This window comes from Bacillus sp. FG16, from assembly GCF_057809515.1.
The window spans coordinates 26,263-51,172 of sequence record NZ_JBMDKC010000028.1; the positions used below are offsets into that span (position 1 = coordinate 26,263).

At 36.7% G+C, this 24,910-nt stretch carries 28 protein-coding genes, 2 riboswitches and 1 other annotated feature (1 of these 31 cut by a window edge); of the genes, 2 read left to right on the forward strand and 26 right to left on the reverse strand.

Annotated features, from left to right (window positions below):
- Positions 1–158, reverse strand: a binding site (T-box leader) (it extends 91 nt beyond the left edge of the window).
- A 64-nt stretch (positions 159–222) separates the two neighbouring features.
- The 11 genes from ACODS7_RS12650 to ACODS7_RS12700 all read right to left on the reverse strand — a co-directional run bounded on the left by ACODS7_RS12650 (position 223) and on the right by ACODS7_RS12700 (position 9,605).
- Positions 223–837 carry an NAD(P)-binding protein gene (locus tag ACODS7_RS12650; RefSeq protein ID WP_029441820.1) on the reverse strand — a complete coding sequence of 205 codons (615 nt, stop codon included), beginning with the start codon at positions 835–837 and terminating at the stop codon, positions 223–225.
- Complete coding sequence (locus ACODS7_RS12655) at positions 812–1,567, reverse strand: sirohydrochlorin chelatase (RefSeq protein ID WP_098629091.1); 756 nt, start codon at positions 1,565–1,567, stop codon at positions 812–814. The genes ACODS7_RS12650 and ACODS7_RS12655 overlap by 26 nt, the downstream gene beginning before the upstream one ends.
- Position 1,568: 1 nt before the next feature.
- On the reverse strand, positions 1,569–2,345 hold the full coding sequence (cobA, locus tag ACODS7_RS12660) for a uroporphyrinogen-III C-methyltransferase (protein WP_043936111.1): 777 nt from the start codon (positions 2,343–2,345) through the stop codon (positions 1,569–1,571).
- An 84-nt stretch (positions 2,346–2,429) separates the two neighbouring features.
- The gene (locus tag ACODS7_RS12665; RefSeq protein ID WP_000366918.1) at positions 2,430–2,630 is read right to left on the reverse strand and encodes a DUF3906 family protein; all 201 of its coding nucleotides are present in this window, start codon (positions 2,628–2,630) and stop codon (positions 2,430–2,432) included.
- Between the two features lie 9 nt (positions 2,631–2,639).
- Positions 2,640–4,262, reverse strand: a complete 1,623-nt coding sequence (locus ACODS7_RS12670) for a nitrite/sulfite reductase (protein WP_043936110.1) — start codon at positions 4,260–4,262, stop codon at positions 2,640–2,642.
- 148 nt (positions 4,263–4,410) lie between these two features.
- Positions 4,411–5,022, reverse strand: coding sequence for an adenylyl-sulfate kinase (cysC, locus tag ACODS7_RS12675; RefSeq protein WP_029441817.1), 612 nt, complete (start codon positions 5,020–5,022; stop codon positions 4,411–4,413).
- A 12-nt stretch (positions 5,023–5,034) separates the two neighbouring features.
- On the reverse strand, positions 5,035–6,171 hold the full coding sequence (sat, locus tag ACODS7_RS12680) for a sulfate adenylyltransferase (RefSeq protein WP_029441816.1): 1,137 nt from the start codon (positions 6,169–6,171) through the stop codon (positions 5,035–5,037).
- Between the two features lie 38 nt (positions 6,172–6,209).
- Positions 6,210–6,914 carry a phosphoadenylyl-sulfate reductase gene (locus tag ACODS7_RS12685; protein WP_000959018.1) on the reverse strand — a complete coding sequence of 235 codons (705 nt, stop codon included), beginning with the start codon at positions 6,912–6,914 and terminating at the stop codon, positions 6,210–6,212.
- A gap of 87 nt (positions 6,915–7,001) precedes the next feature.
- The gene (locus tag ACODS7_RS12690; RefSeq protein WP_000116158.1) at positions 7,002–7,145 is read right to left on the reverse strand and encodes a YezD family protein; all 144 of its coding nucleotides are present in this window, start codon (positions 7,143–7,145) and stop codon (positions 7,002–7,004) included.
- A gap of 72 nt (positions 7,146–7,217) precedes the next feature.
- Positions 7,218–7,326: riboswitch (SAM riboswitch) on the reverse strand.
- 115 nt (positions 7,327–7,441) lie between these two features.
- Positions 7,442–8,758: a diaminopimelate decarboxylase gene (lysA, locus tag ACODS7_RS12695; protein ID WP_029441815.1), complete on the reverse strand. Its 1,317-nt coding sequence runs from the start codon at positions 8,756–8,758 to the stop codon at positions 7,442–7,444.
- 180 nt (positions 8,759–8,938) lie between these two features.
- Positions 8,939–9,120, reverse strand: a riboswitch (Lysine riboswitch).
- Positions 9,121–9,209: 89 nt separating this feature from the next.
- The gene (locus tag ACODS7_RS12700) at positions 9,210–9,605 is read right to left on the reverse strand and encodes a DUF3888 domain-containing protein (protein ID WP_029441814.1); all 396 of its coding nucleotides are present in this window, start codon (positions 9,603–9,605) and stop codon (positions 9,210–9,212) included.
- Between the two features lie 252 nt (positions 9,606–9,857).
- On the opposite strand from ACODS7_RS12700, the gene ACODS7_RS12705 reads away from it, so the two are divergent.
- Both ACODS7_RS12705 and pssA read left to right on the forward strand, forming a co-directional pair.
- On the forward strand, positions 9,858–11,744 hold the full coding sequence (locus ACODS7_RS12705) for an LTA synthase family protein (protein ID WP_016082325.1): 1,887 nt from the start codon (positions 9,858–9,860) through the stop codon (positions 11,742–11,744).
- A 188-nt stretch (positions 11,745–11,932) separates the two neighbouring features.
- The gene (gene pssA, locus ACODS7_RS12710; protein WP_000285418.1) at positions 11,933–12,634 is read left to right on the forward strand and encodes a CDP-diacylglycerol--serine O-phosphatidyltransferase; all 702 of its coding nucleotides are present in this window, start codon (positions 11,933–11,935) and stop codon (positions 12,632–12,634) included.
- Positions 12,635–12,663: 29 nt separating this feature from the next.
- Here the strand turns inward: pssA and ACODS7_RS12715 are convergent, their stop codons facing one another.
- From ACODS7_RS12715 to leuB, 15 genes are all read right to left on the reverse strand, one after another.
- Positions 12,664–13,635, reverse strand: a complete 972-nt coding sequence (locus ACODS7_RS12715; RefSeq protein ID WP_016082326.1) for an NAD(P)-dependent oxidoreductase — start codon at positions 13,633–13,635, stop codon at positions 12,664–12,666.
- A 144-nt stretch (positions 13,636–13,779) separates the two neighbouring features.
- Complete coding sequence (locus ACODS7_RS12720) at positions 13,780–13,947, reverse strand: YozQ family protein (RefSeq protein ID WP_001118878.1); 168 nt, start codon at positions 13,945–13,947, stop codon at positions 13,780–13,782.
- Between the two features lie 68 nt (positions 13,948–14,015).
- Positions 14,016–15,032 (reverse strand): histidinol phosphate phosphatase domain-containing protein, encoded by a 1,017-nt coding sequence (locus ACODS7_RS12725; RefSeq protein ID WP_029441813.1) that lies wholly within the window; start codon positions 15,030–15,032, stop codon positions 14,016–14,018.
- A gap of 12 nt (positions 15,033–15,044) precedes the next feature.
- Positions 15,045–15,368: a phosphoribosyl-ATP diphosphatase gene (gene hisE, locus ACODS7_RS12730; protein ID WP_000426355.1), complete on the reverse strand. Its 324-nt coding sequence runs from the start codon at positions 15,366–15,368 to the stop codon at positions 15,045–15,047.
- A 10-nt stretch (positions 15,369–15,378) separates the two neighbouring features.
- Entirely contained in the window at positions 15,379–15,684 is a 306-nt protein-coding gene (gene hisI / locus ACODS7_RS12735) for a phosphoribosyl-AMP cyclohydrolase (protein ID WP_016082328.1), read from the reverse strand.
- A complete protein-coding gene (hisF, locus tag ACODS7_RS12740) occupies positions 15,681–16,439 on the reverse strand; it encodes an imidazole glycerol phosphate synthase subunit HisF (RefSeq protein ID WP_029441812.1) in 759 nt (252 codons plus the stop codon). Before hisF ends, hisI begins: the two co-directional genes overlap by 4 nt.
- Entirely contained in the window at positions 16,433–17,152 is a 720-nt protein-coding gene (gene hisA / locus ACODS7_RS12745) for a 1-(5-phosphoribosyl)-5-[(5-phosphoribosylamino)methylideneamino]imidazole-4-carboxamide isomerase (protein ID WP_029441811.1), read from the reverse strand. The genes hisF and hisA overlap by 7 nt, the downstream gene beginning before the upstream one ends.
- The gene (gene hisH, locus ACODS7_RS12750; protein WP_029441810.1) at positions 17,125–17,754 is read right to left on the reverse strand and encodes an imidazole glycerol phosphate synthase subunit HisH; all 630 of its coding nucleotides are present in this window, start codon (positions 17,752–17,754) and stop codon (positions 17,125–17,127) included. Before hisH ends, hisA begins: the two co-directional genes overlap by 28 nt.
- Positions 17,755–18,339: an imidazoleglycerol-phosphate dehydratase HisB gene (gene hisB / locus ACODS7_RS12755; RefSeq protein ID WP_016082332.1), complete on the reverse strand. Its 585-nt coding sequence runs from the start codon at positions 18,337–18,339 to the stop codon at positions 17,755–17,757.
- Entirely contained in the window at positions 18,339–19,628 is a 1,290-nt protein-coding gene (hisD, locus tag ACODS7_RS12760; protein ID WP_016082333.1) for a histidinol dehydrogenase, read from the reverse strand. The genes hisB and hisD overlap by 1 nt, the downstream gene beginning before the upstream one ends.
- Before the next feature lie 11 nt (positions 19,629–19,639).
- The gene (gene hisG / locus ACODS7_RS12765) at positions 19,640–20,275 is read right to left on the reverse strand and encodes an ATP phosphoribosyltransferase (protein ID WP_001244491.1); all 636 of its coding nucleotides are present in this window, start codon (positions 20,273–20,275) and stop codon (positions 19,640–19,642) included.
- The gene (locus ACODS7_RS12770; protein WP_043315679.1) at positions 20,251–21,513 is read right to left on the reverse strand and encodes an ATP phosphoribosyltransferase regulatory subunit; all 1,263 of its coding nucleotides are present in this window, start codon (positions 21,511–21,513) and stop codon (positions 20,251–20,253) included. The genes hisG and ACODS7_RS12770 overlap by 25 nt, the downstream gene beginning before the upstream one ends.
- 309 nt (positions 21,514–21,822) lie before the next feature.
- Positions 21,823–22,404: a 3-isopropylmalate dehydratase small subunit gene (leuD, locus tag ACODS7_RS12775; RefSeq protein WP_243168085.1), complete on the reverse strand. Its 582-nt coding sequence runs from the start codon at positions 22,402–22,404 to the stop codon at positions 21,823–21,825.
- A complete protein-coding gene (gene leuC / locus ACODS7_RS12780) occupies positions 22,382–23,776 on the reverse strand; it encodes a 3-isopropylmalate dehydratase large subunit (protein WP_029441807.1) in 1,395 nt (464 codons plus the stop codon). Before leuC ends, leuD begins: the two co-directional genes overlap by 23 nt.
- The gene (gene leuB / locus ACODS7_RS12785) at positions 23,776–24,840 is read right to left on the reverse strand and encodes a 3-isopropylmalate dehydrogenase (protein WP_029441806.1); all 1,065 of its coding nucleotides are present in this window, start codon (positions 24,838–24,840) and stop codon (positions 23,776–23,778) included. The genes leuC and leuB overlap by 1 nt, the downstream gene beginning before the upstream one ends.
- Positions 24,841–24,910: the final 70 nt, after the last annotated feature.

Here is a 24,910-nt window from a genome sequence, read left to right on the forward strand (position 1 = left end):
ACTCTATCCTTTTAACGGCGGAACCCGGGTTGCCTACTACAATGTTCAACATACCTCTCGCAAGCCCATTCTGTATATTTTATCGTACTGGGCTCACACCTAACCCCAGCTCTCTGACCGCATCAAATATACGTACTCTTCTTGCTCATCGATTTCATCTATTGAAGTTAATTGTGATTATAAATTATATTTCCATATTTGTAAAGCGCAATTTACTTTTTATTATTTTAAAACTTTCTCTTCTAATTCTTGTAAAAAACTTTCTCTTTTCCCCTCGTTTTGCACATATACTGATTTCAACACTTCTTGGAGTAATATATTTCGTTCCCTCTTTTCTAACTGTAAATCTTTTAACTTCACCCTTACTTCATATAAAAAATCTAAATATGATTCATATGCCTCATCATATTTATTTGCAATCTCATCTCGAATTTTTTTTGCGAGCTTCGGGCTCGCTCCCCCAGTAGAAACTGCTATATTAAGCAAACCACGATGAATCGCTGCTGGAAAGTGAACATTACCACTTTCCGGATTTGTAATAACATTTACTAATTGATTCTCTGCGGCATCTTCAGCAACTTGTTCATTTAATATTGAATCACTACTCGCTGCAACAACTAAAAAAGCACCTTTAATATCACTTTTTTCATATTCTCTTTGATACCAACGAATTTTCTTTTCTTCCACAAGTTTTACTAAATTCGCATCCAATTCTGGACTTATCACAACTATATCCGCACCTTGTTTGAGTAAAGGAATAATTTTAAACCCTGCAACTTTCCCCCCGCCAATAACAACAACGCGTTTCTCATTAACTCGCACTGTAAGTGGATACATACTGATCTCCTTTCAATAACTCCGTCGTTTTCTGAATTAACATATCTTGAAACGCTTCATTCTTCCCTAAATATGGACTTATTTTTATCTTTTCCAATTTATATTGGCGCACTTCTTTCTCAATATGTTTCATAAGTAAACCTGTAAATAGCAAATAAGGTAGCACAATGATATTCTCCACTTTCCGTTCTACAACTTCCTGCAATTTCTTCTCAAATTTTGGCTCCGCAGCCGCTAAATAACAAACCTCAACTTTTTTAATTTTCTCCTCAGCTTGAAATAAAGAAGCGATCCATTTTACATCTTGTAATACTTCAGGATCACTACTCCCTCTTGCAACGAGCAGAAGGGTCACTTCAGCCTTATCTTCCTGTTCAATACCATTTCCGTTATATACTGATTTTATAAGTGTTTCTGATACACCAAACGGATTACCATAAGTCACTTTAACATTCGGATATTGATTCTTGAGCTTTACCAATTCAAATGGAATATCTTTCTTCACATGACCTGCCGCTAATAAAAAAACAGGGATAGCAATAATCTCCGTGGCCCCACGCTTCACACATGTATGAAAACCCTCTTCAATAGAAGGATTCGCTAACTCTAAAAAACAAACTTCTTGAATAGTCGCTTCTATACGGCTCATGCACGATGTAATAAATTGAATCGCCTCTTCTTTCGCTGTCTTCAAACGACTTCCATGACATATATATAAGACGGCTTTCATTTTACAACACTCCACTTACTTGATAAGCATTTTCTGTTTGCTTCTCAAACCAATGGATTTTTTCTCTAAAACGGACAACTTCTCCAATTACAATCATGCTCGGATTTTGAATTTTCTCTTTTTTCGCAACATCTACAATTGTTCCTAATGTCCCAACAACTGTGCGCTGCATAGACGTCGTCCCCTGTTCAATAATAGCAGCTGGCGTACTTTTATCTTTTCCATGCTTCATAAGTTGCTCACATATGTAGGGCAAATTACTAACCCCCATATATACGGCTAAAGTCTCTACACCTTTCGCTAAACTTTCCCATTTCACTTCTTCTTCAGCACCTTCTTTCCTATGCCCAGTCACAATAGCAAAACTTGCACTTGCATCACGGTGCGTCACTGGAATACCAGCATAAGCAGGTGCAGCTATTCCAGACGAAATACCTGGGACGATTTCAAATGGTACACCTTGCTTTGCTAATGCTTCCGCTTCTTCTCCCCCTCTACCAAATACAAATGGATCGCCGCCCTTAAGCCTTGTTACAACTTTTCCTTTTTTCGCATACTTAATAAGAAATGTATTAATTGTTTCTTGCTTCATCGTGTGATAATTCGGGAGTTTCCCGCAATAAATTAAATCCGCGTCAGGCTTTGCGTGTGAAAGCAGCTCTTTATTCACAAGACGATCGTATAAAATAACATCTGCCTTCTCAATACATTTCAATCCTTTAACAGTAATTAAATCTGGATCGCCAGGACCAGCTCCAACAATATAAACCTTCCCCATCATCTCTCCTCATTTCTACTATTAAAATGAAACTTCCATTCTTATATACGAATGGAAGCTTTTATTTTTTCGTATTACTGCTCTCTACTCATGAATAACAAATGCCGCACCTTTTCGAATTTTCTTTTTTTCAAACAAAGAAATCTCTTTTACCTCTGGCAACGGTAAAAAATGTTTTTCAAGCTCAATCTCCGCAAGCTTAAATGCCTGTTCTTCACTTTGAGCAACAACAACAATCGGAACAATATCACTCACTAATACAGCTTCAAATCGATATAAATCCATATTGCCCCCCTAAGACGCTATGACTTCTTCTAACACGGTATTTAACGCTATTTGTAATGTGTCTACACCAACACGACCTACAAAATCATAAAATGTTTCGGCTGGTAATTTATTCTCTTTGAAATAACTTATAAATGATGCGAGTACATCAGGTAAATCCTCGCCATCTATTTTTCCTTTTAACTTTTGATTGTAGGCACCGCCATCTAACAACGTTCCACCAACGTATATCTCAAATGCTTCAACAATTCCCTTTTCCTTCGTTTTCATTTTCACCCCTTGTAACCCAATGTCAGCAATTTGACGTTGACCACATGAATTCGGGCAGCCTACCATATGAATTCGAACTGGAACATCGAGTGCAATTTGTGTATCTAAGTATTCTGCAATTTTTCGTAATCTTTCTTTCGTTTCTACTAGTGCAAGATTACAATATTCAATACCGGTACATGAAACCGCATGACCAATAAATGATTTTGGGCTTGCAGATATCGCTTCAAACAACGGTTCACTAAGTAATCCTTTTACATTTTTCGGAGGAACGTTCGGAATAATGAAATTTTGTGAATTACATGTACGAATTTGTCCATTTCCATATTGCTTTGCGATTCTTGCAATCTCAAACATTTCTTCCGCATGTAAACGACCTACCGGTACATTAAAACCTACATATTTTAATCCCTCTTGTTTTTGGTCTTGAACACCATAAAAATAGCCTGCATTCCATCCTTTGAGTGCACTTTCTCCTTTACTTTGTAAAGGCCCTGTATACTCTATTAGTTTCTCTTTAAATTTTTCTGCTCCCCAGTCCGCAACAAGAAATTTCAAACGTGCTAAATGACGTTTCTCACGATATCCAAAATCACGGAATATAGTAGCAATCGCAATCGCCACCGCCTTCACTTCTTCTGGTAAAACGAAAACATCTAATTCATCAGCTAAATATGGACGGGCTGACAACCCTCCGCCTACTTTTATATGAAAACCAACTTTTTTCTCACCATCTATTTCTTTCGTAGCAGGTGTAAATGCAACACAGTTAATCTCTGCATTTGCTGAGTTATAAATATTAGAACTAATAGACATTTTAAATTTACGTGGCAAGTTAGAAAACTCTTCATTATGTTGGAAATAGTCATATACCTCTTTCACAATATGTGTTGTATCAAATAGTTCATTTGCATCAATTCCAGCAAGCGGATTACCTGTAATATTCCGCGTTATATCACCACAAGCCCCCGCTGAAGATAACCCAACTCTTGCTAATCTTTTAAAAATATCTGGTATTTGCTGAATTTCTAACCAGTGAAACTGAATCGCCTGTCTCGTAGTAATATCTATTACATCACGTCCATAATCCTCAGCGATAGAAGCAAGTACTTCTGCCTGTGCATTTGTAATAATCCCTGACGGAATATTTACCCGCATCATAAAATAACCAGCTTCTTTTGGACGTTGTAAATACAATCCCGCCCATTTAAAAGCATCCCACTCTTCTTTCGGAATAGATTCGAATCCATTTTCCGCATAGTAAGGAATATCATTAAAAATTTCTAAGCCATCTTTTTCTAATTTATTTTTCTCCGTCTGATTTAGTTTTTCATTGTTAGCCCATACTTTTTCATAACTCATTTTTAAATCCCCCTATATAAAGTGAAACTTTAATCAGTAGAGTTTTGTTCATCCCACGCTGATTATTAGCCTTAACCAATCGGGTATTTACGGGCAGCCCGACCCCCACCTAACTTCCTTGCCCCAATCGAAATTTGAGGTAAGAATTTTACTTCCCGGCAAATAGCGGGATAAAACTACGCTCTTGTAAGTACTTCACGATTTGTTCTGCACATTCTTCTATAGAATATTTGTGCGTTTCTACAATTAATTCCGCTTGCTCTGGCTCTTCATAAGGCGAATCAATACCTGTGAAATCCTTAATATCACCTTTTCTTGCCTTTTTATAAAGTCCTTTCGGATCACGTTTCTCACACTCTTCAATCGGACACTTCACAAAAATTTCAATAAATTCATCTGCCGCTAATAAATCTCTTACTTGTTTGCGGTCTACTCGAAATGGTGAAATAAATGCTGTAAGGACAACTGTTCCTTGATCTACAAATAACTTTGCCACTTCGCCAATACGTCTTATATTTTCCATGCGATCACTTTCAGAAAATCCTAAGTCTTTATTTAAACCGTGGCGAATGTTATCCCCATCCAGCACATAATTTCCAATATTCTTTTCAAACAGTTTACGAGCGACCGCATTCGCTACTGTAGATTTACCCGAAGCTGATAAACCAGTAAACCAAATTACAAAACTGTGATGTCCATTCTTCACTCTTCTCTCATCTTTTGAAACCGAAGCTGTATGCCAAGTAATATTCGTATCCATCTCGTTCTCTCCCTATTCTGTTACTACTTCTTTTTTTAAACCTTTAATTAGCACTTCTACTACTTCTTTACGACTAAATGTACTTGGCGGAATCTCACCGTTTCTTAATAGTTCTCTTACTTTCGTACCCGATAAAATAACATGATCTTCTTTTCCGTGCGGACATGTTTTTGTTGAAGCCATCGCTTCACATTTCGTGCAATAAAAACTATGTTCAAAGAATAGTGGTGTAATGCCTAACTCTTCTATCGTAAAATTCGTGAAGATTTCTTGCGCTTCGTATGTTCCGTAATAATCTCCTACTCCGGCATGATCACGTCCTACAATAAAGTGGGTACATCCAAAATTCTTTCTTACTAACGCATGAAATATCGCTTCTCTTGGTCCTGCGTAACGCATTGCAGCAGGAAATACACTTAAAAAGACACGATTTTTCGGATAATAGTTTTGAAGGAGTACTTCATAGCTTTCCATTCTTACATCAGCAGGAATATCATCCGATTTCGTTTCTCCAACGAGTGGATTTAAAAAGAGACCATCTACAATTTCAAGAGCAGATTTTTGAATATACTCATGGGCACGATGTACCGGGTTTCTCGTTTGAAATCCGACTACTGTTTTCCACCCACGTTTTTTAAATTCTTCTCTCGTTTCAATTGGGTCTAAATGATAAGAAGGAAATTGATTATTTTCAAAGCGTTTTGTTAGAATAATAGTTCCTCCAACGTAAACGTTTGGTCGTTCATATAATTTTTTCACTCCTGGATGAGCCTCATCCGTTGTTTTATATACAAGTAACGCTTCTTTTTCTTTATCTGGTACGAAAATATCTTCTATTTGAATAGCACCATATATATTTCCATTGTTGACAAGCTTTACTTCCTCTCCGGTCTTCAGGCTTTCTGCGACTTCTTCTGTTACCGGTAATGTAATTGGTATACTCCACACACTACCATTTGCTAAACGAAGCGTTTCTACGACTGAATCATAATCTTCCTTCCCCAAAAAACCAGTAAGCGGGCTATATCCACCTGTCGCCAATAGTTCTAAATCACTTAAAGCAATGTTGTCTAATTTAATTTCTTTTTCAATTTGTGATACGTCATATGTCTCATCTATACGGTTTACTAATTCGTTTACTGTGCTCATTTTCTATATCCCCTCTTAGCTTTATTTCAAGATTCATCTTATTGATAATGAAGACCACATTCGGTTTTCACTTTCCCAGCCCATCTACCATCTCTTGAATCGCCACCATCCCCTACAGGTAAAGTACATTTCTCACACCCAATACTTGGATAGCCAACATCATGCAACGGGTTATACGGCAAGCTATGTTTGTATACATATCGCCAAACTTCTTTCCACGTCCAATGAATGAGTGGACAAACTTTAATAGATTGAAAACGATGATCTTGATTTATAAACTTTGTATGCTTACGTGTTTCTGATTGTTCCCTTCTTAAGCCCGATATCCATGCTTTTTCCACGACTAATGATTTTTCTAAAGGTAAAATTTTTCTAATCTTACAACAAAGATTCGGATTGCTCTCCCACAGTTTTTCACCATGCAACTTCGCCTGTTCATCAAGTGTAAGTTCTGGCTGCTTTTCTATAATATTCAATGAAGGAAATCGTTCCCTCACTCTTTGAATTAATTCATATGTTTCTTGAAAATGAACATTTGTATCCAAAAATACAACTTTAGCAGATGGATTTACTTGGTTTATAAGGTGCAGCAATACCATACCTTCCACCCCAAAGCTACATGCGTAGACGATTTCATCTTTATACTCTTCATAAGCCCAATTTAATACTGATAGCGCACCTTTCGTTTCATCTTCTTCCGAAAACGAAACAACATTTTCTTCCCACGTTTCATACGTCAACATGTTTTTTCCCCCTGTAAAAGCAAAAAGACGATTTTAACCTAATGAAAATAGGTTAAAATCGCCTCTAGTTTTTCTAGTCAGCGCTTTTCACTTTAAACGTACTTTTTCACTTTTCTCTAACTGAATTACTTTTCCATCTTGCACAACAATTGTAATTGAGCCATATTTCATATCAGCAAGCATCGCTTCAATCTTCTCGGATACTTCATCAAAATGTTCCCGTACACTCACGCGAACAGCCCCCCTTTTTATTCATAAAAAAAATCTTTCCCATTTCGAAAAGACTGTTCGGTAATATATTTTACCTTATCTTTCAAAATGGATTCCATTTTGCTGGATTTAGCACCTTGCTTTCTATAAGCAGGTTGCCGAGCTTCTTCGGGCCAGTTCCCTCCGCTTCTCTTGATAAGCTTTGTATTTGTATTTTATCACAATTCTGATTTTTTTCAATCCTAGTTTTCCGATATATTTTAATTATTTTATTTTACAAAAAAGGAATTGCCCATCCGAACAACTCCTTTTTCTATTTAAACAAGCTCTTTAATACGTATGCGATCGTTCCCAATAATATTTTCATATGTTTCGCGTTCCACAACTACTTGCGATGTTCCGCCTTTTGCAAAGACAACGGCTGGTCTTCGAATCCGATTGTAATTATTCGCCATCGAGTACCCGTAGGCTCCTGTACAGGAAACTGCTAGTAAATCAGCAGCAGCGACTTTCGGTAAATGAATATCCCAAATCAACATATCTCCGCTCTCACAACATTTCCCCGCAATCGAAACGAGTTCCTCATTCTCATCATTCCCTCGATTCGCTAACATTGCTTCATAACGCGCACTATATAAAGCAGGTCTTAAATTATCTGTCATTCCACCATCGACTGATACATATTTCCGAATACCAGGAATATCTTTCACAGATCCAACTGTATAAATTGTTGTCCCAGCATCACCTACAATGCTACGGCCTGGTTCAATCCATATTTCTGGCAATGGATATTCACATACAGTAAATTGTTCTCTCACTGCACTTGTTACAGCTCGCACATATGTCTCAAGAGTTAACGGTGTATCCGACTCTGTGTAGCGTATTCCAAATCCCCCGCCTACATTTAACACTTTTACTACATAGTTTGTTTGCTCTCTCACTTCTTCTAAAAATTGGCGAAGAACTTCAATCGCTCGAACAAAGCCAGCTGTTTCAAATATTTGCGATCCGATATGTGAATGAATCCCTAGCACATTATAATTGGATTTTTGTAAAGCAAATCCAATTGCCTGCATCGCTTGACCGTTTGAAACGCCAAATCCAAATTTCGAATCATCTTGGCCTGTTGTAATATATTCATGTGTGTGCGCCTCTACTCCAGGCGTTACACGAATTAATATGTTCACAAACTTTCCATGTTGCATCGCTAAATCGTGTAAAACTTCTAATTCAAAGAAATTATCTACGACAAAACAACCGATATTCGCCTGAAGAGCCATCACTATCTCTTCTTCTGTTTTATTATTTCCATGAAAATGAATACGTGATGCTGGAAATCCTGCTTGGAGCGCAGTATATAATTCTCCTCCAGAAACAACGTCTAATGACATATTCTCTTCACGAGCTACTCGGCACATCTCCATGCACAAGAACGCCTTGCTTGCATATGCTACTTGATAAGAGAAACCACTTTCTTTAAAAGCACGATGAAATGCTCGGCATTTTCCTCGAATAGACTCTTCATCGTATACATAAAGTGGTGTTCCGTATTGCTTTGCTAGCTGCGTCGTATCGCACCCTCCAATTTCTAAGTGTCCTTGCCCATTAATTCGGCTTGTGCCGTGTAAATACATTTAAATTCCTCCCTTATTTCCTCTAAAACTCATAACCCCAATCTTCTATTCATTGCAGCACGCTTTTAGATAGACAAAAAACGCGCGGAACAATGTTCACACGCGTTTCTTATTAGGAAAAATATATATTGAAAAAATAAACGAGTTGTTATCTCCTCAAAATAAGAAACCGCATCAACATCTCCAAATAGCTCTCCATAAAATAAATCTTATGACAGTACTACATTTATTCAATGTAGTCCCAATATATGAATAAGATGGTTATTCTTATATTTCGGCAATAGTCCCTTTCAGCCTATGATCACAGATTCCATGAAATCTCCCATAGCTTACTCTTTCCTATCGCGGCCTCTACCTTTGAGAGTAGATGAGGTAAGTCTATTTAATTTTCAAACATCTAATTGTTGCTATTAACAATACCAAAGGACCATTTTATTTGTCAAACAATTTTTTATATTGTTTTTTTACAGTTTAATTTTGTATCATTTGGTAAGCGCTTTACTGAAATCTTTTTCACTTCCCATTCGCCTTCTTCGTTATTAAATGTAATCGTTACCTTCTCAAATGGGGGAGCAATTTTCCCAGCAACACGTTCATACTTTGTCACTTCAATACTTGCTTGAAATAAATATGTACCGCTATACACTTTTTTTAAACTAATAATTTTAGGACATTGATACGGTTTCAAACTTCCATATTGTTTTTCAATTGCTTTATTTATTTTTGGAAATAAAACAGAATAAAGTGCATCTTCCATAAGAGGTGCATCATATTGAGCTATTGACACACTCGGTAAAGTAAAAAGTATAACACTACTGCATGCTATAAAATATAATAATTTTCGCATTATAACCTCCGTATTATCACGCGCTTCTTTCTGCGTACGATAATTATCATACATAGAAATTCTGTTTTATTGTCTCCCACCACTCTTTTTCTACTCGATTATTATAAAAAAGCCCACAACTCTCTTTTATTTTCGTATAATGATACTCATAGTATAATAATCATAATAACAAAGGACTGTTCGTATATATAAAATGAGTCGTTAAGCAAACTGACTCACGAACTGTCATGCTTTTTAGGAGAGGAGTATATTATGCTACAACATCTGTTTCCAAAACTGCGATTTGCACTCGTTGCAGTCGTTTTACTATGGATTAAAACATATATTGTGTACAAGCTAGCATTTGATATTAAAATTGATAATTTCTTTGAAGAATTCATGCTTTTTATTAATCCACTAGCTGCGTTACTTTTATTTTTCGGCTTAGCTTTACTTGCATCTAAGCACCGAAACCGAATTATAATTGGAATCAGTTTTATACTGTCATTTATTTTATTTGGAAACGCAATGTTTTATGGGTTCTATAACGATTTCGTTACTTTCCCGGTTTTATTCCAAACAAACAATATGGCTGATTTAGGGACAAGTATAAAAGAACTCTTTACGTACAAAACATTACTTTTATTTGCAGATGCAATTATTTTAATGTTTATTTCGCGTAAATTCCCATCATTTGGCGACAAAACACCACTTTCCCGCTCAGAGAAGCGAACTTTCTTTAGCGGTGTAACAGCTTTATTAGCACTACAAATTGTTGTATCAGTTATTTATAAACCACAAATGTTCTCACGCTCATTTGACCGTCAAACTGTCGTGAAAAATTTAGGTTTATACACATATCATCTATTTGATATTACACTTCAATCCAAGTCTTCAGCTGAGCGTGTATTTGCAAGTGGTGATGGATTTTCTGAAATTAAAAACTATACAGATTCAAAAGACAAGCAAGTTGATAAAAACTTATTTGGAGCTGCAAAAGGTAAAAATGTAATTTTAATTTCAATGGAATCTACACAAAGCTTTGTTATTAATAAAAAAATAAATGGAAAAGAAATTACACCATTTTTAAATGAATTTATTAAGGATAGTTTCTATTTCGATAACTTCTATCACCAAACTGGACAAGGTAAAACTTCTGATGCTGAATTTATCGTTGAAAACTCACTTTATCCGCTAGATCGTGGTTCTGTATTCTTTACGCATGCAACAAATGAATACACAGCTACACCAGAACAATTAAAGAAATACGGATATTCTTCTGCCGTCTTCCATTCAAACGATAAAACGTTTTGGAATCGGGATGTAATGTATCCTGCGCTTGGATATGATCGTTACTTTAATTTAAATGATTACGCAGGAACGGAACAAATGTCTGTCGGTTGGGGATTAAAAGATAAAGAGTTCTTTGAACAATCTATTCCAAAGCTAAAATCTTTACCGCAACCGTTCTATACAAAATTTATTACATTAACAAATCATTTTCCATTTCTTCTAAATCCGGAAGATCAATATGTTGATGAATTCAACTCGGAAAGTGGTGTCGTAAACCGCTACTTCCCAACTGTTCGTTACACAGATGAAGCTCTTAAATTATTTATTAAACAATTAAAAGAAGAAGGACTGTATGATAATTCCGTTATTGTCATTTATGGTGATCATTATGGTATTTCTGAAAATCATAACGCAGCTATGGCACAGTTCCTAGGGAAAGATACTATTACACCATTCGATTCTATGCAATTACAACGAGTCCCTCTCATTATTCATGTGCCTGGTCAAGAAGGAAAAGTTGTTTCTAAAGTTTCCGGTCAAATTGATATTAAGCCAACGCTCCTTCACTTACTTGGTATTAAAACAAATAAATCAGTTGAATTTGGAACTGACTTATTTATTAAAGAAAAAGACCCACTTATGGTAATGCGTGATGGTAGCTTTGTTTCTGACGAATATATTTATACAAAAAATATGTGCTACAAAAGAGGTACGGGTGAAGAAACTGATATAACACTATGTCAGCCGTACATTGAAAAAGCAAAAACGGAATTAAAATTCTCCGACAAATTAATTTATGGAGATTTATTACGCTTCGACCCTAATAATCGATATAAAACTGGAACGATGACAACAAAATTTGAATAGTAAAGGAAGCAACTTTATACAAGTTGCTTCCTCTTTTTATTTCCACTTAATTTTCAAACCATCCTTCTATGAAATCTTTCACAAATTGGTAATTTCTTTCGTATGAGGAATAAATTTATGGTATGATAAAATAAGTAAACTTTCATACACTAATTAAGAATTCATTACAGAAAGCAAGGGATCAGATTTTGTATAGAGCAGCTATTCCAAACTTATTTACGCTCGGAAATTTATATAGCGGATTTTTATCAATCGGCTATGCATCTTTAGGATATTATAAATCAGCTGCTATTTTAGTACTTATCGGGATGATGTTAGATAGTCTTGATGGTCGTGTTGCTCGTTTATTACGTGTTGATTCACAAATGGGAAAAGAGCTCGACTCGCTTGCAGATGTCGTAACATTTGGTGCAGCACCTGCTGTTCTAATGTATTACACATCTTTCTCAAACTACGGAATCATCGGATTATACATAGCGGGATTATTCCCTCTTTTCGGAGCATATCGTTTAGCACGATTTAATGTAACACCATCTTCTACTTCAATGAAATATTTCACTGGAGTACCGATTACAGCAGCGGGAGGGCTTGTTGCTTTCTTAACATTATTTTCACATACCATTCCAAAAATCGTTCTTATTACCGTATTTGTAACGTTCGCATTTTTAATGGTGAGCCGCATTCGTATCCCAAGTTTAAAAGATGTACCAATTCCACGATATAGCATCATTATTACACTATTTTTAGTTGGAATCATTATTACAATGTATCAAACAGGATTTGGCAATTTTTCTGTTTTCTTATTCATTGCCATTCCACTATATATTTTGTACATGTTATCTCAATTCATTAGACAAAGACCTTCTAAAAAAACGAATAAAGAAAAATAAGAAACCTTCCGAGTCCGGAAGGTTTCTTTTTATTTTGTAACTAATACCTTTTGATTTACAGGTGTTACTGGCTCTTCGCCATTTAATACAGCTATAATATTTCTGACAGCCATTTCAGCCATCGCATCACGAGTTTCAAATGTTGCATTCCCTACGTGTGGAGCAAGTACTACATTCTTTAATCCTTTTAACTCTTCTGTAATTTTCGGTTCAAATTCAAACACATCAAGAGCTGCCCCTTCAATTTCATTCGTTTTTAATGCATGAGCAAGTGCTGCTTCATTCATAATTGGTCCACGTGAAGCATTTACAATATACGCTGTGTTCTTCATCATTTTAAACTGCTTTTCATCAATCATATGATGTAATTTTGGATTATAAGCACAGTTAATTGTAATAAAGTCTGCTGTTTGTAATAATTCTTCCAACGTCACATACGTTGCTCCCAGTTCACTTTCAGCTTCAAGTTTACGATTTGGCCCTGTATATAAAACATCCATTCCAAATGCTTTCGCACGTTTTGCAACAGCCTTCCCGATTTCTCCAAGACCAATAATTCCAATTGTCTTACCGTGGACTTCTCTTCCTAAGAAAAATAACGGTGCCCACCCGTTAAATCCAGTCGTACGACATAACGTATCCCCTTCAGGAATTCTACGCGCCGCTGCTAAAAGAAGTGCAAATGTTAATTCTGCAGTCGCTTCCGTTGATACTTTCGGTGTATTCGTTACTGCAATTCCTTTTTCGCCCGCATACGTGTAATCAATATTGTCGTAACCAGCACCATAGTTTGCAACAATCTTTAAATGAGGTGCCGCATCAATAACTTCTTTTGGCACTTTTGTCGAAAGTAAACTTAACAATGCATCTTTATCTTTTACACGCTCTGTTAATTCATCTATAGAAATTAACTCCTCTTTATCGTACATTTCTACATCATGATCTCTTAATAGTTCTAATCCAATTTCCGGAATTTTTCCCGCTACTAATATTTTTGCCACTACTAACACCTCTTCTATAGAAAATAAGATATCTCTTATATTTCATTGTAAGAAATCCACATATAAAAACCAAGGAATTTGATTATAGTTTTGAAAATCGACACTTTTCCATAAAAAAAGAGGAGATGCAACTCTCCCCTCTTCTTACGCTTTTTCCTGCGATTCTTTTCCGAGCTTCACATCAATAGTTCCTTCTGCAACCGTATCGCTAATTTGCTCCTCAATAACCGATTGAGATGCAGCATTCGTTTCAGAAGTATAAGCTTGTTGCTGTGCACCTTGTACATTTTGTTTATTTTGTTGTTTCGCCATTTCTTACCCTCCTTTTCATTCTTTCTTATTTTGAACAAAAAGGACGGTTTTCATCAAAAAATCGCGTTTCATTTTGAATTTGTTACTTCTTCTCCAATCGACCTCATTACTCTTGCTCGCTTCGTAAATGTTGCAACCTGAGTAACACCGTGAGCTCGTAATGTTTGTACATTTTCTTGTACATAGTTTCCTAAATCATTTGGATAATGGGCATCCGAAGAAATCGTAATTGGAACACCATACTTAGCTAATACTTGTAAATATAGTGGACTTGGGCACATTTCACGAACAGGATAACGATAATACAATCCTGCATTTATTTCTGTTGCCGTATTCGTTTCTACTAACGCAGAGGCAATTTCCTCATAATAAGAAAGCTGTTCATTCTCATCCAATCGATAATTAAATACCTTTATATTATCAAGATGAGCGATAATATCAAATAACTCGGTACGAATCGCACTCTCAACCGTTTTAAAAAACGTATCATATAATGCTCGTAGGTCATGCTCTTCAAAATATTCTTTCGTATCTGGATTATCAAATCCCCAGCCATTTAGAAAATGAACGGAACCAATTACATAATCAAAGTCTCCTAGCCCTAATAATTCTTTTAACTCTCCTTCACAACCGGTAAAATAATCCGCTTCAATTCCAAGTTTAAGCGTGACACCTCTTTTACTCCATCGTTCTTTCGCCTCTTCAATTGCCTTTGTAAAATCATACAGTGAAACTACCCTTACTTGATCTAACCATTCCTTCTGTATACGACCAAGCCTAGAATCACTAATATCTACATATTTTTCATAATATCCTTTCGCTTCATGAAAACGATATAGATGATCAACAATTCCCACTTCTTTTATTCCTTTTCGCACAGCTTCTTCTAAATAGAGATCCATCCATTCTCTTGTAAATGGCCCCTCCTTCACACGCTTTTGCAAACGCTCTTGTGTTTTCATAAGCCAATCAATAGAATGCCTTTCTTGAAGCGGTTCATAATATTCCAATGCTTCATTTATTTTAGCAAGCCATCTTATTGAATACGGTCCTTCTTCTAAGTGAAGATGATAATCTACTTTCATATACATTCCTCCTTATAATGTATCTATTTCCCTTCTATCCCCAACTCTCGAAAGCTTTCCATTTCGTTCTTTCACCTCTCGCATGACATCTTCCAATGCAATATTTTTTTCAGCTAATAAAACGAAACAGTGATAAAATACATCAACCATTTCTTTCACTACTTCTTCTTTATCATTATTTTTACATGCGATAATTACTTCAGCGCACTCTTCACCAATTTTCTTTAAAATTTTATCTTCTCCTTTTGAAAATAAATAATTTGTATATGATTCAGGAAGTGGGCTTTCCTTTCGTTCTTCAATTGTTTTATACAGCAACTTAAAGGCATTTTCCATATGTATCCCCCTATATAATTTGATAGTGAAAGCATGTCTTCTCCCCCGTATGACAAGCAGGTCCTACTTGTTTCACATTCACAACAATTGAATCGTGATCACAATCTAAGTATAGAGATTGCACATATTGGACATTCCCTGATGTTTCTCCCTTATTCCATAACGACTGCCTCGAACGAGAATAAAACCATGTTCTTTTCGTCTCCAACGTTTTTTCATATGCTTCTTCATTCATATAAGCTAGCATTAAAACTTCTTTCGTACCTTCTTCGATGACAATTGCTGGTATTAATCCTTTTGAAAAATTAGGTTTCATAACCGCACCTCAACATTTGCATCTCTTAATTTTCGCTTTACACTCTGCACTGTCGCCTCACCATAATGAAATATGGATGCCGCTAACGCTGCATCAACTGTTGTCTTTTGAAAAACTTCTACAATGTGATCCGTATGACCACAGCCCCCTGATGCGATGACTGGAATGGAAACACTTTTTGAAATTTCTTCTGTTAAACGAAGGTCATATCCACTTTTCGTTCCATCTGCATCCATACTCGTTAACAAAATTTCACCCGCCCCGAGCTTAACAACACGCTTCGCCCATTCTATGGCATCCATTCCTGTATCAACTCTTCCGCCGTTGACGTATACGTTCCATTTATCTTCTGCTACTTTTCTAGCGTCAATTGCCACGACAATACATTGTGATCCAAAGTGTTCTACCCCTTCTTCGATTAGCTTCGGGTTTCGCACTGCCGCTGAGTTTATTGAAACTTTGTCTGCTCCAACTCTTAGTAAATTGTACATATCTTTCACACTTGAAATCCCCCCGCCAACCGTAAGAGGAATAAATACTTTTGCTGCTGTTTTTTCTACAACATCTATAATCGTTTTTCTTCCTTCATGGGTCGCCGTAATATCTAAAAATACGATTTCATCTGCCCCTGCCTCGTTATATGCTTCAGCTATTTCAACCGGATCACCGACATCTTGTAATCCCATAAAATTTACACCCTTTACGACTCGCCCTTCTTTCACATCTAAACATGGAATAATTCGTTTCGCTAACATAACTTCGTTACCTGTAACACTTCTTCTAAATCAATCGTTTTCTCGTAAAGCGCCTTTCCAATTATGACACCATATATATTCATATCATTTAACTTTTTCACATCTTGAATAGATGCCACTCCTCCAGAGGCAATGAGACGAATACCCACACTTTTTTGAAGTAACGCCAATTGTTCAAAATTTGGCCCTGCAAGCGTCCCGTCTTTCGAAATGTCTGTAAACACAATCGTTTGAACACCTAAACTTTCCATTTGTTTCGCTAAATTAATATAAGAAATTTCAGACAGATCAAGCCAACCTCTCGTTGCTACGAAACCATTTTTCGCATCAATTCCAACAATGATTTTCTCTTTATATAGACGAACTGCTTCCTCTAAAAATGACTTATCATAAAGAGCTGCTGTTCCTAAAATCACTTTTTCTACACCTACTGACAATAACTTCTCCACCGCTACAAGTGAACGAATTCCTCCTCCAACTTGCACAGGAATGCGTACCGCCTTACAGATTTTTTCAATGACAGGCAAATTTAACGACTCACCAGCAATTGCACCGTCTAAATCAACAATGTGTAGTATTTCCGCTCCAAGCTTTTCAAATATGATTGCCTGCGCTACCGGATCTTCATTCATCACCGTTTCTTTACTAAACTCTCCTTGATAAAGTCTAACGCATCTTCCTTCTTTTAAATCGATAGCTGGGAAGACTTCCATGTTTCTACCACCCCTTGAAAATTTTTTAATATTTGCATGCCAATTTCACCACTTTTTTCTGGATGAAACTGTGCACCAAATACATTTCCTTTCGCTACAAACCCTGGTACTTGTATTCCATAATCACTTACTCCGCATACAATTTCATCTGGACAATCCGCGTAATATGAGTGAACATAATACACGAAAGAACCATCCACTAATCCATTCCAAAGCGGAAATTCTCTTTCCTTCCTTAATTCATTCCATCCCATATGAGGAATTTTATAAGAAACTTTTAACTTACGAATTTCCCCTGGTAGTAAACCTAACCCACTACAATCTTTTAGTTCCTCACTTCGGTCAAATAAAAGCTGCATGCCCAAACATATACCGAGGAGTGGTTTTCCTATATCACAAACTTCTTTTAGTACACACACTAAATCTCTTTCTTCTAATACTTCCATCGCTTTCGGAAATGCACCTACTCCTGGTAAAATCACGCCATCGCTTCTCAATATCTCTTCTTTGTCACTCGTTACAATGTGCTCTGCCCCAATATATGTTAATGCTTGCTCTACACTACGAATATTCCCCATTCCATAATCTATAATGGCAATCAATTACAACATCCCTTTCGTTGAATTTACACCAGTAATGTTGGCATTTTTTTCGACAGCTTCTCTAAGCGCTCTACCAAAAGCTTTAAATAATGCTTCAATTTTGTGATGTGTATTACTTCCGTATAGAACGCGCGCATGTAATGTAATATTGGCAGCATGTGCAACTGCTCTAAAAAATTCTTCCGTCAATTCTGTATCAAAATCCCCGAGCTTCGGATTTGTTAATTCCCCTTGAAATACACAATATGAGCGTCCACTTATATCAATTGCGACAAATCCTAAAGATTCATCCATCGGTACATACGCTGAACCGTAACGATTAATTCTCTCTTTATTTTGCAATGCTTCTTTCAAGCAATTTCCGAGTACAATTCCAATATCTTCAACGGTGTGATGTGCATCGACAAATACATCACCTTCTGCCTCAACTTGCAATCCAAATCTTCCATGCCTAGCAAATAAAGTCAGCATATGATCGAAAAAACCAACCCCCGTTTGAATAGATACATTCGTACTTTCATCAAGCTGCAAACTTAATTTAATTTTTGTTTCTGTCGTCTCACGTACTTGACTGGACTGACGCATTATTTTCCCTCCTCAAACCTTATTTGGATTGCTCTCGCATGTGCATGTAACCCTTCTTTATTTGCAAGCTCTACAATATGATGCTGTACATTTTTTAATGCTTCCTCCGTATAAGAAATAAAACTTGATTTTTTCACAAAATCATCGACTGATAACGGAGAAAAAAATCTTGCCGTTCCGCTCGTTGGTAATACATGATTCGGTCCCGCCAAATAATCCCCGAGCGGTTCAGGTGCATATGCCCCAAGGAAAATAGAGCCTGCATGTTTCACATAATCTAGAGCATTCATCGGTTCTTTTATATGTAACTCTAAATGTTCTGGAGCAATTTCATTTGATAATTTTAGTGCCTCATCTAAGGAAGGAATGATAAAGATAGCTCCATTTCTCTTTATCGATTCACGTGCAATTTCACTTCTTGGTAACATTTCTAACTGTCTTTCTACCTCTTTTTCTACTTCTTTAGCTAGTTCCATATTCGTTGTAATACAAATCGCCGTTGCTCTCTCGTCATGCTCTGCTTGCGATAATAAATCCGCTGCGATATACTTTGCATTACCCGTTTCATCCGCGACAACTACAATTTCTGATGGGCCAGCAATCATATCGATGTTTACTATTCCGTATACTTCTCGTTTCGCTAGAGCGACGTACAAATTTCCCGGTCCAACTATTTTATCCACTTTCGGAATCGATTCCGTCCCGTATGCTAAAGCAGCAATTGCTTGCGCGCCACCTATCGTATAAATTTCATCTACTCCCGCAAGATTTGCAGCAGCTAATATATGAGGATCAATTCCTCCTTTCCTCGGTGGTGTTACCATTACAATCTTTTTCACACCTGCGAGTTTCGCTGGCAATACATTCATTAATACTGAAGAAGGATATGAGGCTGTCCCGCCTGGTACATATACACCTACATTTTCTAATGGCCGAATGAGCTGCCCTCTAATTATGCCTTTACTTTCACAATCGAATATTGAGTGCTTCTTTTGCTTTTCGTGATACGAAACAATGTTTTTCTTCGCCTCTTTTAAAGCTTCTAAAAATGAATTCTCTACAAACATACTCGCTTGCTGTATTTCTTCTTCACTTACACGAAAATCTTTCATCTCTACACCATCAAACTTTTTTGTATAGAAAGATAAAACCTCATCTTTCCCTTCCCTTACATTTCTAATGATTTCTCTTACACTTCTTTGAACAGTTTCTTCTATTATATTAGCGTTTTCTCTTAGCACTTTTATTTTAGATAATGCCTCCTTAAAGTCTTCATAAATGATTTCCATTTTAAGTCCTCCTATTTCCCTGATAAGATTTCTTGCTCCATCATATTTATAATACTGAATATTTCGTCTTTTTTAGTTTTTAAGGCTGCCTTATTTACAATCATCCGAGCCGATATAAAGTGCATTTCCTCAAATACAATAAGTCCGTTCTCTTGTAATGTTTTTCCTGTTTCAACAATATCTACAATCGCATCTGCCAATCCAAGAAGAGGAGCGATTTCTACAGAACCTTCTATTTTAATAATTTCTACATCCTCTCCCTTATCATGAAAATAAGTAGAAGTAATATGTGGGTATTTCGTAGCAATCCTTTTCTTCCGATAACTCTTCGGGTTATACGTAGGAATAGAAGCAACACAAAACTTACAAATCCCCACTCCTAAATCCAGCATTTCATAAATATCTTTCTCGTTTTCCATTAAAATATCTTTTCCAACGATCCCAATATCAGCTACCCCATGTTCTACATAAGTGGCAACATCAACCGCCTTTACTAAAATAAATGAAACATTTGTATTTTTACTTTGAAATACAAGCTTCCGACCTTTATTTTTGAGCTCGGAACAATCAATTCCAATCTGCTCAAAAAGTGGAATTACATGTTTTTCTAATCTTCCTTTCGTTAACGCAATTTGAATGTTACGCATGAAGTCTCTCCTTCTTTCTGGACTACCCATTTTTCATTCCATACATATTCCACTAAGTATTCATTCTTTGCCTCAACGACTGTTCCTATTTTATTTTTTCTTGCAAATTGAAAGGTATCATTTAAATTAGAAAATAAAGATAACCAGGCATTCTTACCGTCCTTTCGAAGTAAATTTCGTAACCTTTCTGCTTCTGCTAATCTATTTAACTCATAATGAATCACAATATCAATTTGATTTCGTTCATATGGTTCTTGCTGCTCTTGCAGCGCCTTCACAATTTGATTTACTTGCACCGCGAGTCCAACAGCCGGCAGCATTTCTCCAAAATTCCCAATTAGCTCATCGTATCTTCCGCCACTAACGATTTCTTCCCCAATTTCATATATATATCCTTTGAAAATAACACCCGTATAGTAATCTAAGTGTTGAATCATACCTAAATCAATTGATATGTAAGAACCATATCCTAACGTTTCAATTGTTTCATACATTTCTTTTACTCTTGCAATTGCCATTTTCATTTCATTACTTGAAGCAAGCTTTTCTGCTTCCTCAATAACTTCTAAATTTCCAAATAGCCTTGGCAATTTCTCAAGTAATCTTACTGTCTCATCGCATCGATCTAATTTCTTTTCTCCGATAAAATTTGAGAGGGCAGCATAATTTTTACTTTCTATATACGTTCTAAGTACTCTTTCTTCTTCATCATGGATGGAGAGTTTTTTTACAATACATTTATATAACTGTACTTGCCCAATCTCAATTGTAAAAGATTGCACCTTCAACTTTTGAAGTGCTTGAATGACACTTATTACACATTCAATTTCAGCTCTTACATTATCAATCCCGATAACTTCAATACCACTTTGTACGATTTCATTATATTTTCCAGAATGGGATTCATTCGCTCGAAATACATTCCCGCTATACGTCAATTTAAGTGGCGTATCCCATCTCTGTGTTCCAATAACTCTCGCTAAAGGAATTGTCATATCTGGACGTAAAACGATAATCCTTCCCTTTTCATCAAAAAATTTATACATCTTCTCTTCATCTATCGGTCTATTTTGAAATGCAAAAACATCATAAAATTCAATTGTAGGTGTTCTTATTTCCTCATAACCTCTCTCTAAAAAAGTAAGCCTTAATTTTTGCTCCACTTCTTCAATTAACGTACATTCTTCGAATAAATAATCTCTCGTTCCATTCGGGTTTGCCCGTCTCCATTTTGTCATCTGAATTTTCACACCTTTCCTCTTCTAATGTATGCCTATTTCATTCACCTAAGCCGAAAATAAAAAGAGCCTTGTAGACAAAATACCTACAAGGCTCTTCAGTAGAGTGTAGGTACAACGGGAATAACCCTTGTACCTACACGTTTTCACGCTAGGTTCAAGGGTTTCATGTATGATGATGTAGTTGTGTAAGCATTGTAATAGATCGCACGATATTCATAATACTTACTCCCTTTCTCCTCTGATTTTCACATAGTATATAACAGTTAATTTTGAATGTAAATACATTTTTAATATTCCGTCACTTTTTTAATGTAAAGCTACTTTTCTTTCATACTCTTTTATTTCTTTTTCATATTGCATTGTAATACTAATTTCATCTAAACCATTTAATAACTTCTCTTTCCACATTTTCTCAATTGTAAAATGGAATCTGTGCGTATTCGTTGTAATTACTTCATTTTCTAAATCTACTTTGATTTGTTCCCTCGCATCTGTTTTAGCAAGTTGTTCACGTATATCTTTATCCATTACAATCGGTAACATGCCATTCTTCATACAATTCATATAAAAGATATCGGCAAATCCTCCAGCGATAATAACGCGGAAACCATAATCAGCAAGTGACCACGGAGCATGTTCTCTTGACGAGCCACATCCAAAATTATCACCTGTAATTAATATATTGGCTCCTTTTCTTTCTTGTGCATTAAGTGGGAAATTAGGGTTTTCTTGGCGATTATTATCATATCGCCACTCATCAAATAAAAACTTTCCAAACCCGGTTCTTTCAATTCTCTTTAAATATTGCTTCGGAATAATTTGATCTGTATCAATGTTATCATTCATCAGTACTGCGGCAGTACCTTTATGAATACGAAATGGCTCCATCATAACTCTCCTTTCTAATATCAACAAAATGACCATATAACGCAGCCGCTGCCGCCATTGCCGGACTAACTAAGTGCGTTCGTGCTCCCTTTCCTTGTCTTCCTTCAAAATTGCGATTTGACGTAGAGGCACAATGTTCTCCTTCAGGCACTTGATCTGGATTCATACCTAGACACATTGAACATCCGGGCTCTCTCCATTCAAATCCAGCTTCTTCAAATATGCGATGTAATCCTTTATGCATCGCTGCTTCTCTTACCCTTTGAGATCCAGGTACAACAAGTGCTCGCACACCTTCTTTTACTTTTTTACCTTTCACGACAGATGCAGCAATTTCTAAATCAGAAAGCCTGGAATTTGTACAAGATCCAATGAAAACATGTTGAACTGGAATGTCATACGTACTTTGGCCGGGACTCAACCCCATATAAGAAAACGCCCTTTCGTCATTTGCATCATGCTTTTCTGGCAATTTCTCATCAATCCGAACACCCATACTAGGATTTGTTCCCCACGTAACGTACGGCGCTAAATCCGTAACATCTACTATAATATGTAAATCATAAACTGCATCTAAATCTGTATAAAGTTCCGACCATTTTTTCTTAATAGATTCATAGTCTTTCGGTGCATATTTACGTCCTTTTACGTAAGCAACCGTTTTTTCATCTGGTGCAATAATGCCAGCCTTCGCTCCCCCTTCAATTGCCATATTACAAAGCGTCATCCTCTCTTCCATATCCAGAGCATGAATGGCCTCTCCGTAAAATTCCATTACGTAACCTGTTCCAACTGCTACTCCGTACTTTGAAAGGAGATGTAAAATAATATCTTTCGCATAAACACCTTGCGGTAACCTTCCTTTTAACTCAATGCCCATCGCTTTCGGCTTTCGTTGCCATAACGTTTGCGTTGCCAATACATGTTCCACTTCACTCGTACCAATCCCAAACGCTAGTGCGCCAAAAGCACCGTGTGTCGCTGTATGACTATCACCACAAACAATCGTTTTTCCTGGCTGTGTGAGCCCAAGTTCTGGTCCTATAACATGAACGATCCCTTGCTCTTCATCTCCGATATCCGCTAATGGCACCTGAAATTGTTTACAGTTTTCCCGAAGTGTATCTAGTTGCTGCTTCGCAATGCGATCGGTAATATTCCAAACATCTTTCGTTGGAATATTATGATCCATCGTTGCAAATGTTAAATCTGGTCTGCGGACTGTTCGATTTGTAAGCCGCAAGCCTTCAAAGGCTTGCGGTGACGTTACTTCATGAACAAGATGTAGATCGATATATAATAAATCCAATCCATTTTCATTTGTCGCAACTACATGTCTTTCCCAAAGCTTATCTAGTAACCTTTTCCCCATTATTTTCCTCTCCCTACTAACGCTTGCTCTTCCATTTCTTGAATGACTGCCTTTGTAAATGAAGTTGTCGTTTCAGTCCCTCCGATATCTGCTGTACATTTTCCTGATTTAAGGACTGCAGAAACTGCTTCTTCAATTGCATATCCTTCTCTCGTTAATCCGAACGATTGCCCAAGCATCATTGCAACAGAACGCATCATCGCAATTGGATTTGCCTTATTTTTCCCCGCAATATCCGGTGCTGATCCGTGAATAGGCTCGTATAATGAAGGCCCCTTTTCAGCGTGACTTGCTGATGGCAGCATTCCTAATGATCCAGCTAATACTGAAGCCTCATCACTTAAAATATCACCAAATAAATTTTCCGTTACAATAACGTCAAATCTTCCTGGATTTCGAATTAATTCCATAGCCGCTGCATCTACTAAAATGTGTTCTACTTCCACATTTGGATAGCGAAGTGCTACTTCTTCTGTCACAGTTCTCCATAGTTTACTAGACTCTAAAACATTCGCTTTATCAATAGATGTTACTTTTTTCTTCCGCTTATTCGCTAATTGAAAAGCATACGAAACGATACGTTCAATTTCATGGCGATGATACGTAAGTGTATCTGTCGCCACTTCTTCCGTTCGCTCTTTCGGATAAGAAAAATAAATTCCGCCTGTTAATTCACGAACGACAACAAAATCAATTTCATCAGCATTTTTTAATGGTGATAAATGTGCAGTTGCACTTTCTACCGTTACAGGGCGAACATTCGCAAATACACCGAGTCCTTTTCTTAATGCTAATAATCCTTTCTCAGGCCTTTCTTTCGCACTATCCCACCTTGGTCCACCTACTGCTCCAAGTAAAACCGCATCACTCGCTAAACAGGCGGCAAGTGTTCGCTGTGGTAATGGTTTCCCAGTTAAATCGATAGCAACACCACCAAAGTACTCATCTTGCAAATGAAAATGATGTCCATATAGCCTTTCTACCATATGCAATACTTCCTTCGCACTTTCCATAACTTCTGGACCGACACCATCACCAGTTAAACAAACGATACGTTTTTCCATTTTCAACACTCCTTTAACTGAATTTTCAGAACTTTAATTTGATAGGTGAGGAAAACTTCTCTCACCTATC

What these genes read in the sequence shown, in the direction of transcription:
- cysC (WP_029441817.1), bottom strand. Translation starts at nt 5,022, where the DNA reads ATGGATACGAATATTACTTGGCATACAGCTTCGGTTTCAAAAGATGAG.
- hisA (WP_029441811.1), bottom strand. Translation starts at nt 17,152, where the DNA reads ATGGAAGTCTTCCCAGCTATCGATTTAAAAGAAGGAAGATGCGTTAGA.
- lysA (WP_029441815.1), bottom strand. Translation starts at nt 8,758, where the DNA reads ATGTATTTACACGGCACAAGCCGAATTAATGGGCAAGGACACTTAGAA.
- ACODS7_RS12650 (WP_029441820.1), bottom strand. Translation starts at nt 837, where the DNA reads ATGTATCCACTTACAGTGCGAGTTAATGAGAAACGCGTTGTTGTTATT.
- leuD (WP_243168085.1), bottom strand. Translation starts at nt 22,404, where the DNA reads ATGGAGCCATTTCGTATTCATAAAGGTACTGCCGCAGTACTGATGAAT.
- hisI (WP_016082328.1), bottom strand. Translation starts at nt 15,684, where the DNA reads ATGAAACCTAATTTTTCAAAAGGATTAATACCAGCAATTGTCATCGAA.
- ACODS7_RS12655 (WP_098629091.1), bottom strand. Translation starts at nt 1,567, where the DNA reads ATGAAAGCCGTCTTATATATATGTCATGGAAGTCGTTTGAAGACAGCG.
- ACODS7_RS12770 (WP_043315679.1), bottom strand. Translation starts at nt 21,513, where the DNA reads ATGACAAAATGGAGACGGGCAAACCCGAATGGAACGAGAGATTATTTA.
- hisG (WP_001244491.1), bottom strand. Translation starts at nt 20,275, where the DNA reads ATGCGTAACATTCAAATTGCGTTAACGAAAGGAAGATTAGAAAAACAT.
- leuC (WP_029441807.1), bottom strand. Translation starts at nt 23,776, where the DNA reads ATGGGGAAAAGGTTACTAGATAAGCTTTGGGAAAGACATGTAGTTGCG.
- hisB (WP_016082332.1), bottom strand. Translation starts at nt 18,339, where the DNA reads ATGCGTCAGTCCAGTCAAGTACGTGAGACGACAGAAACAAAAATTAAA.
- ACODS7_RS12720 (WP_001118878.1), bottom strand. Translation starts at nt 13,947, where the DNA reads ATGGCGAAACAACAAAATAAACAAAATGTACAAGGTGCACAGCAACAA.
- hisD (WP_016082333.1), bottom strand. Translation starts at nt 19,628, where the DNA reads ATGGAAATCATTTATGAAGACTTTAAGGAGGCATTATCTAAAATAAAA.
- hisF (WP_029441812.1), bottom strand. Translation starts at nt 16,439, where the DNA reads ATGTTAGCGAAACGAATTATTCCATGTTTAGATGTGAAAGAAGGGCGA.
- ACODS7_RS12665 (WP_000366918.1), bottom strand. Translation starts at nt 2,630, where the DNA reads ATGGATTTATATCGATTTGAAGCTGTATTAGTGAGTGATATTGTTCCG.
- ACODS7_RS12705 (WP_016082325.1), top strand. Translation starts at nt 9,858, where the DNA reads ATGCTACAACATCTGTTTCCAAAACTGCGATTTGCACTCGTTGCAGTC.
- ACODS7_RS12700 (WP_029441814.1), bottom strand. Translation starts at nt 9,605, where the DNA reads ATGCGAAAATTATTATATTTTATAGCATGCAGTAGTGTTATACTTTTT.
- cobA (WP_043936111.1), bottom strand. Translation starts at nt 2,345, where the DNA reads ATGGGGAAGGTTTATATTGTTGGAGCTGGTCCTGGCGATCCAGATTTA.
- ACODS7_RS12725 (WP_029441813.1), bottom strand. Translation starts at nt 15,032, where the DNA reads ATGAAAGTAGATTATCATCTTCACTTAGAAGAAGGACCGTATTCAATA.
- ACODS7_RS12670 (WP_043936110.1), bottom strand. Translation starts at nt 4,262, where the DNA reads ATGAGTTATGAAAAAGTATGGGCTAACAATGAAAAACTAAATCAGACG.
- hisE (WP_000426355.1), bottom strand. Translation starts at nt 15,368, where the DNA reads ATGGAAAATGCCTTTAAGTTGCTGTATAAAACAATTGAAGAACGAAAG.
- ACODS7_RS12685 (WP_000959018.1), bottom strand. Translation starts at nt 6,914, where the DNA reads ATGTTGACGTATGAAACGTGGGAAGAAAATGTTGTTTCGTTTTCGGAA.
- sat (WP_029441816.1), bottom strand. Translation starts at nt 6,171, where the DNA reads ATGAGCACAGTAAACGAATTAGTAAACCGTATAGATGAGACATATGAC.
- leuB (WP_029441806.1), bottom strand. Translation starts at nt 24,840, where the DNA reads ATGGAAAAACGTATCGTTTGTTTAACTGGTGATGGTGTCGGTCCAGAA.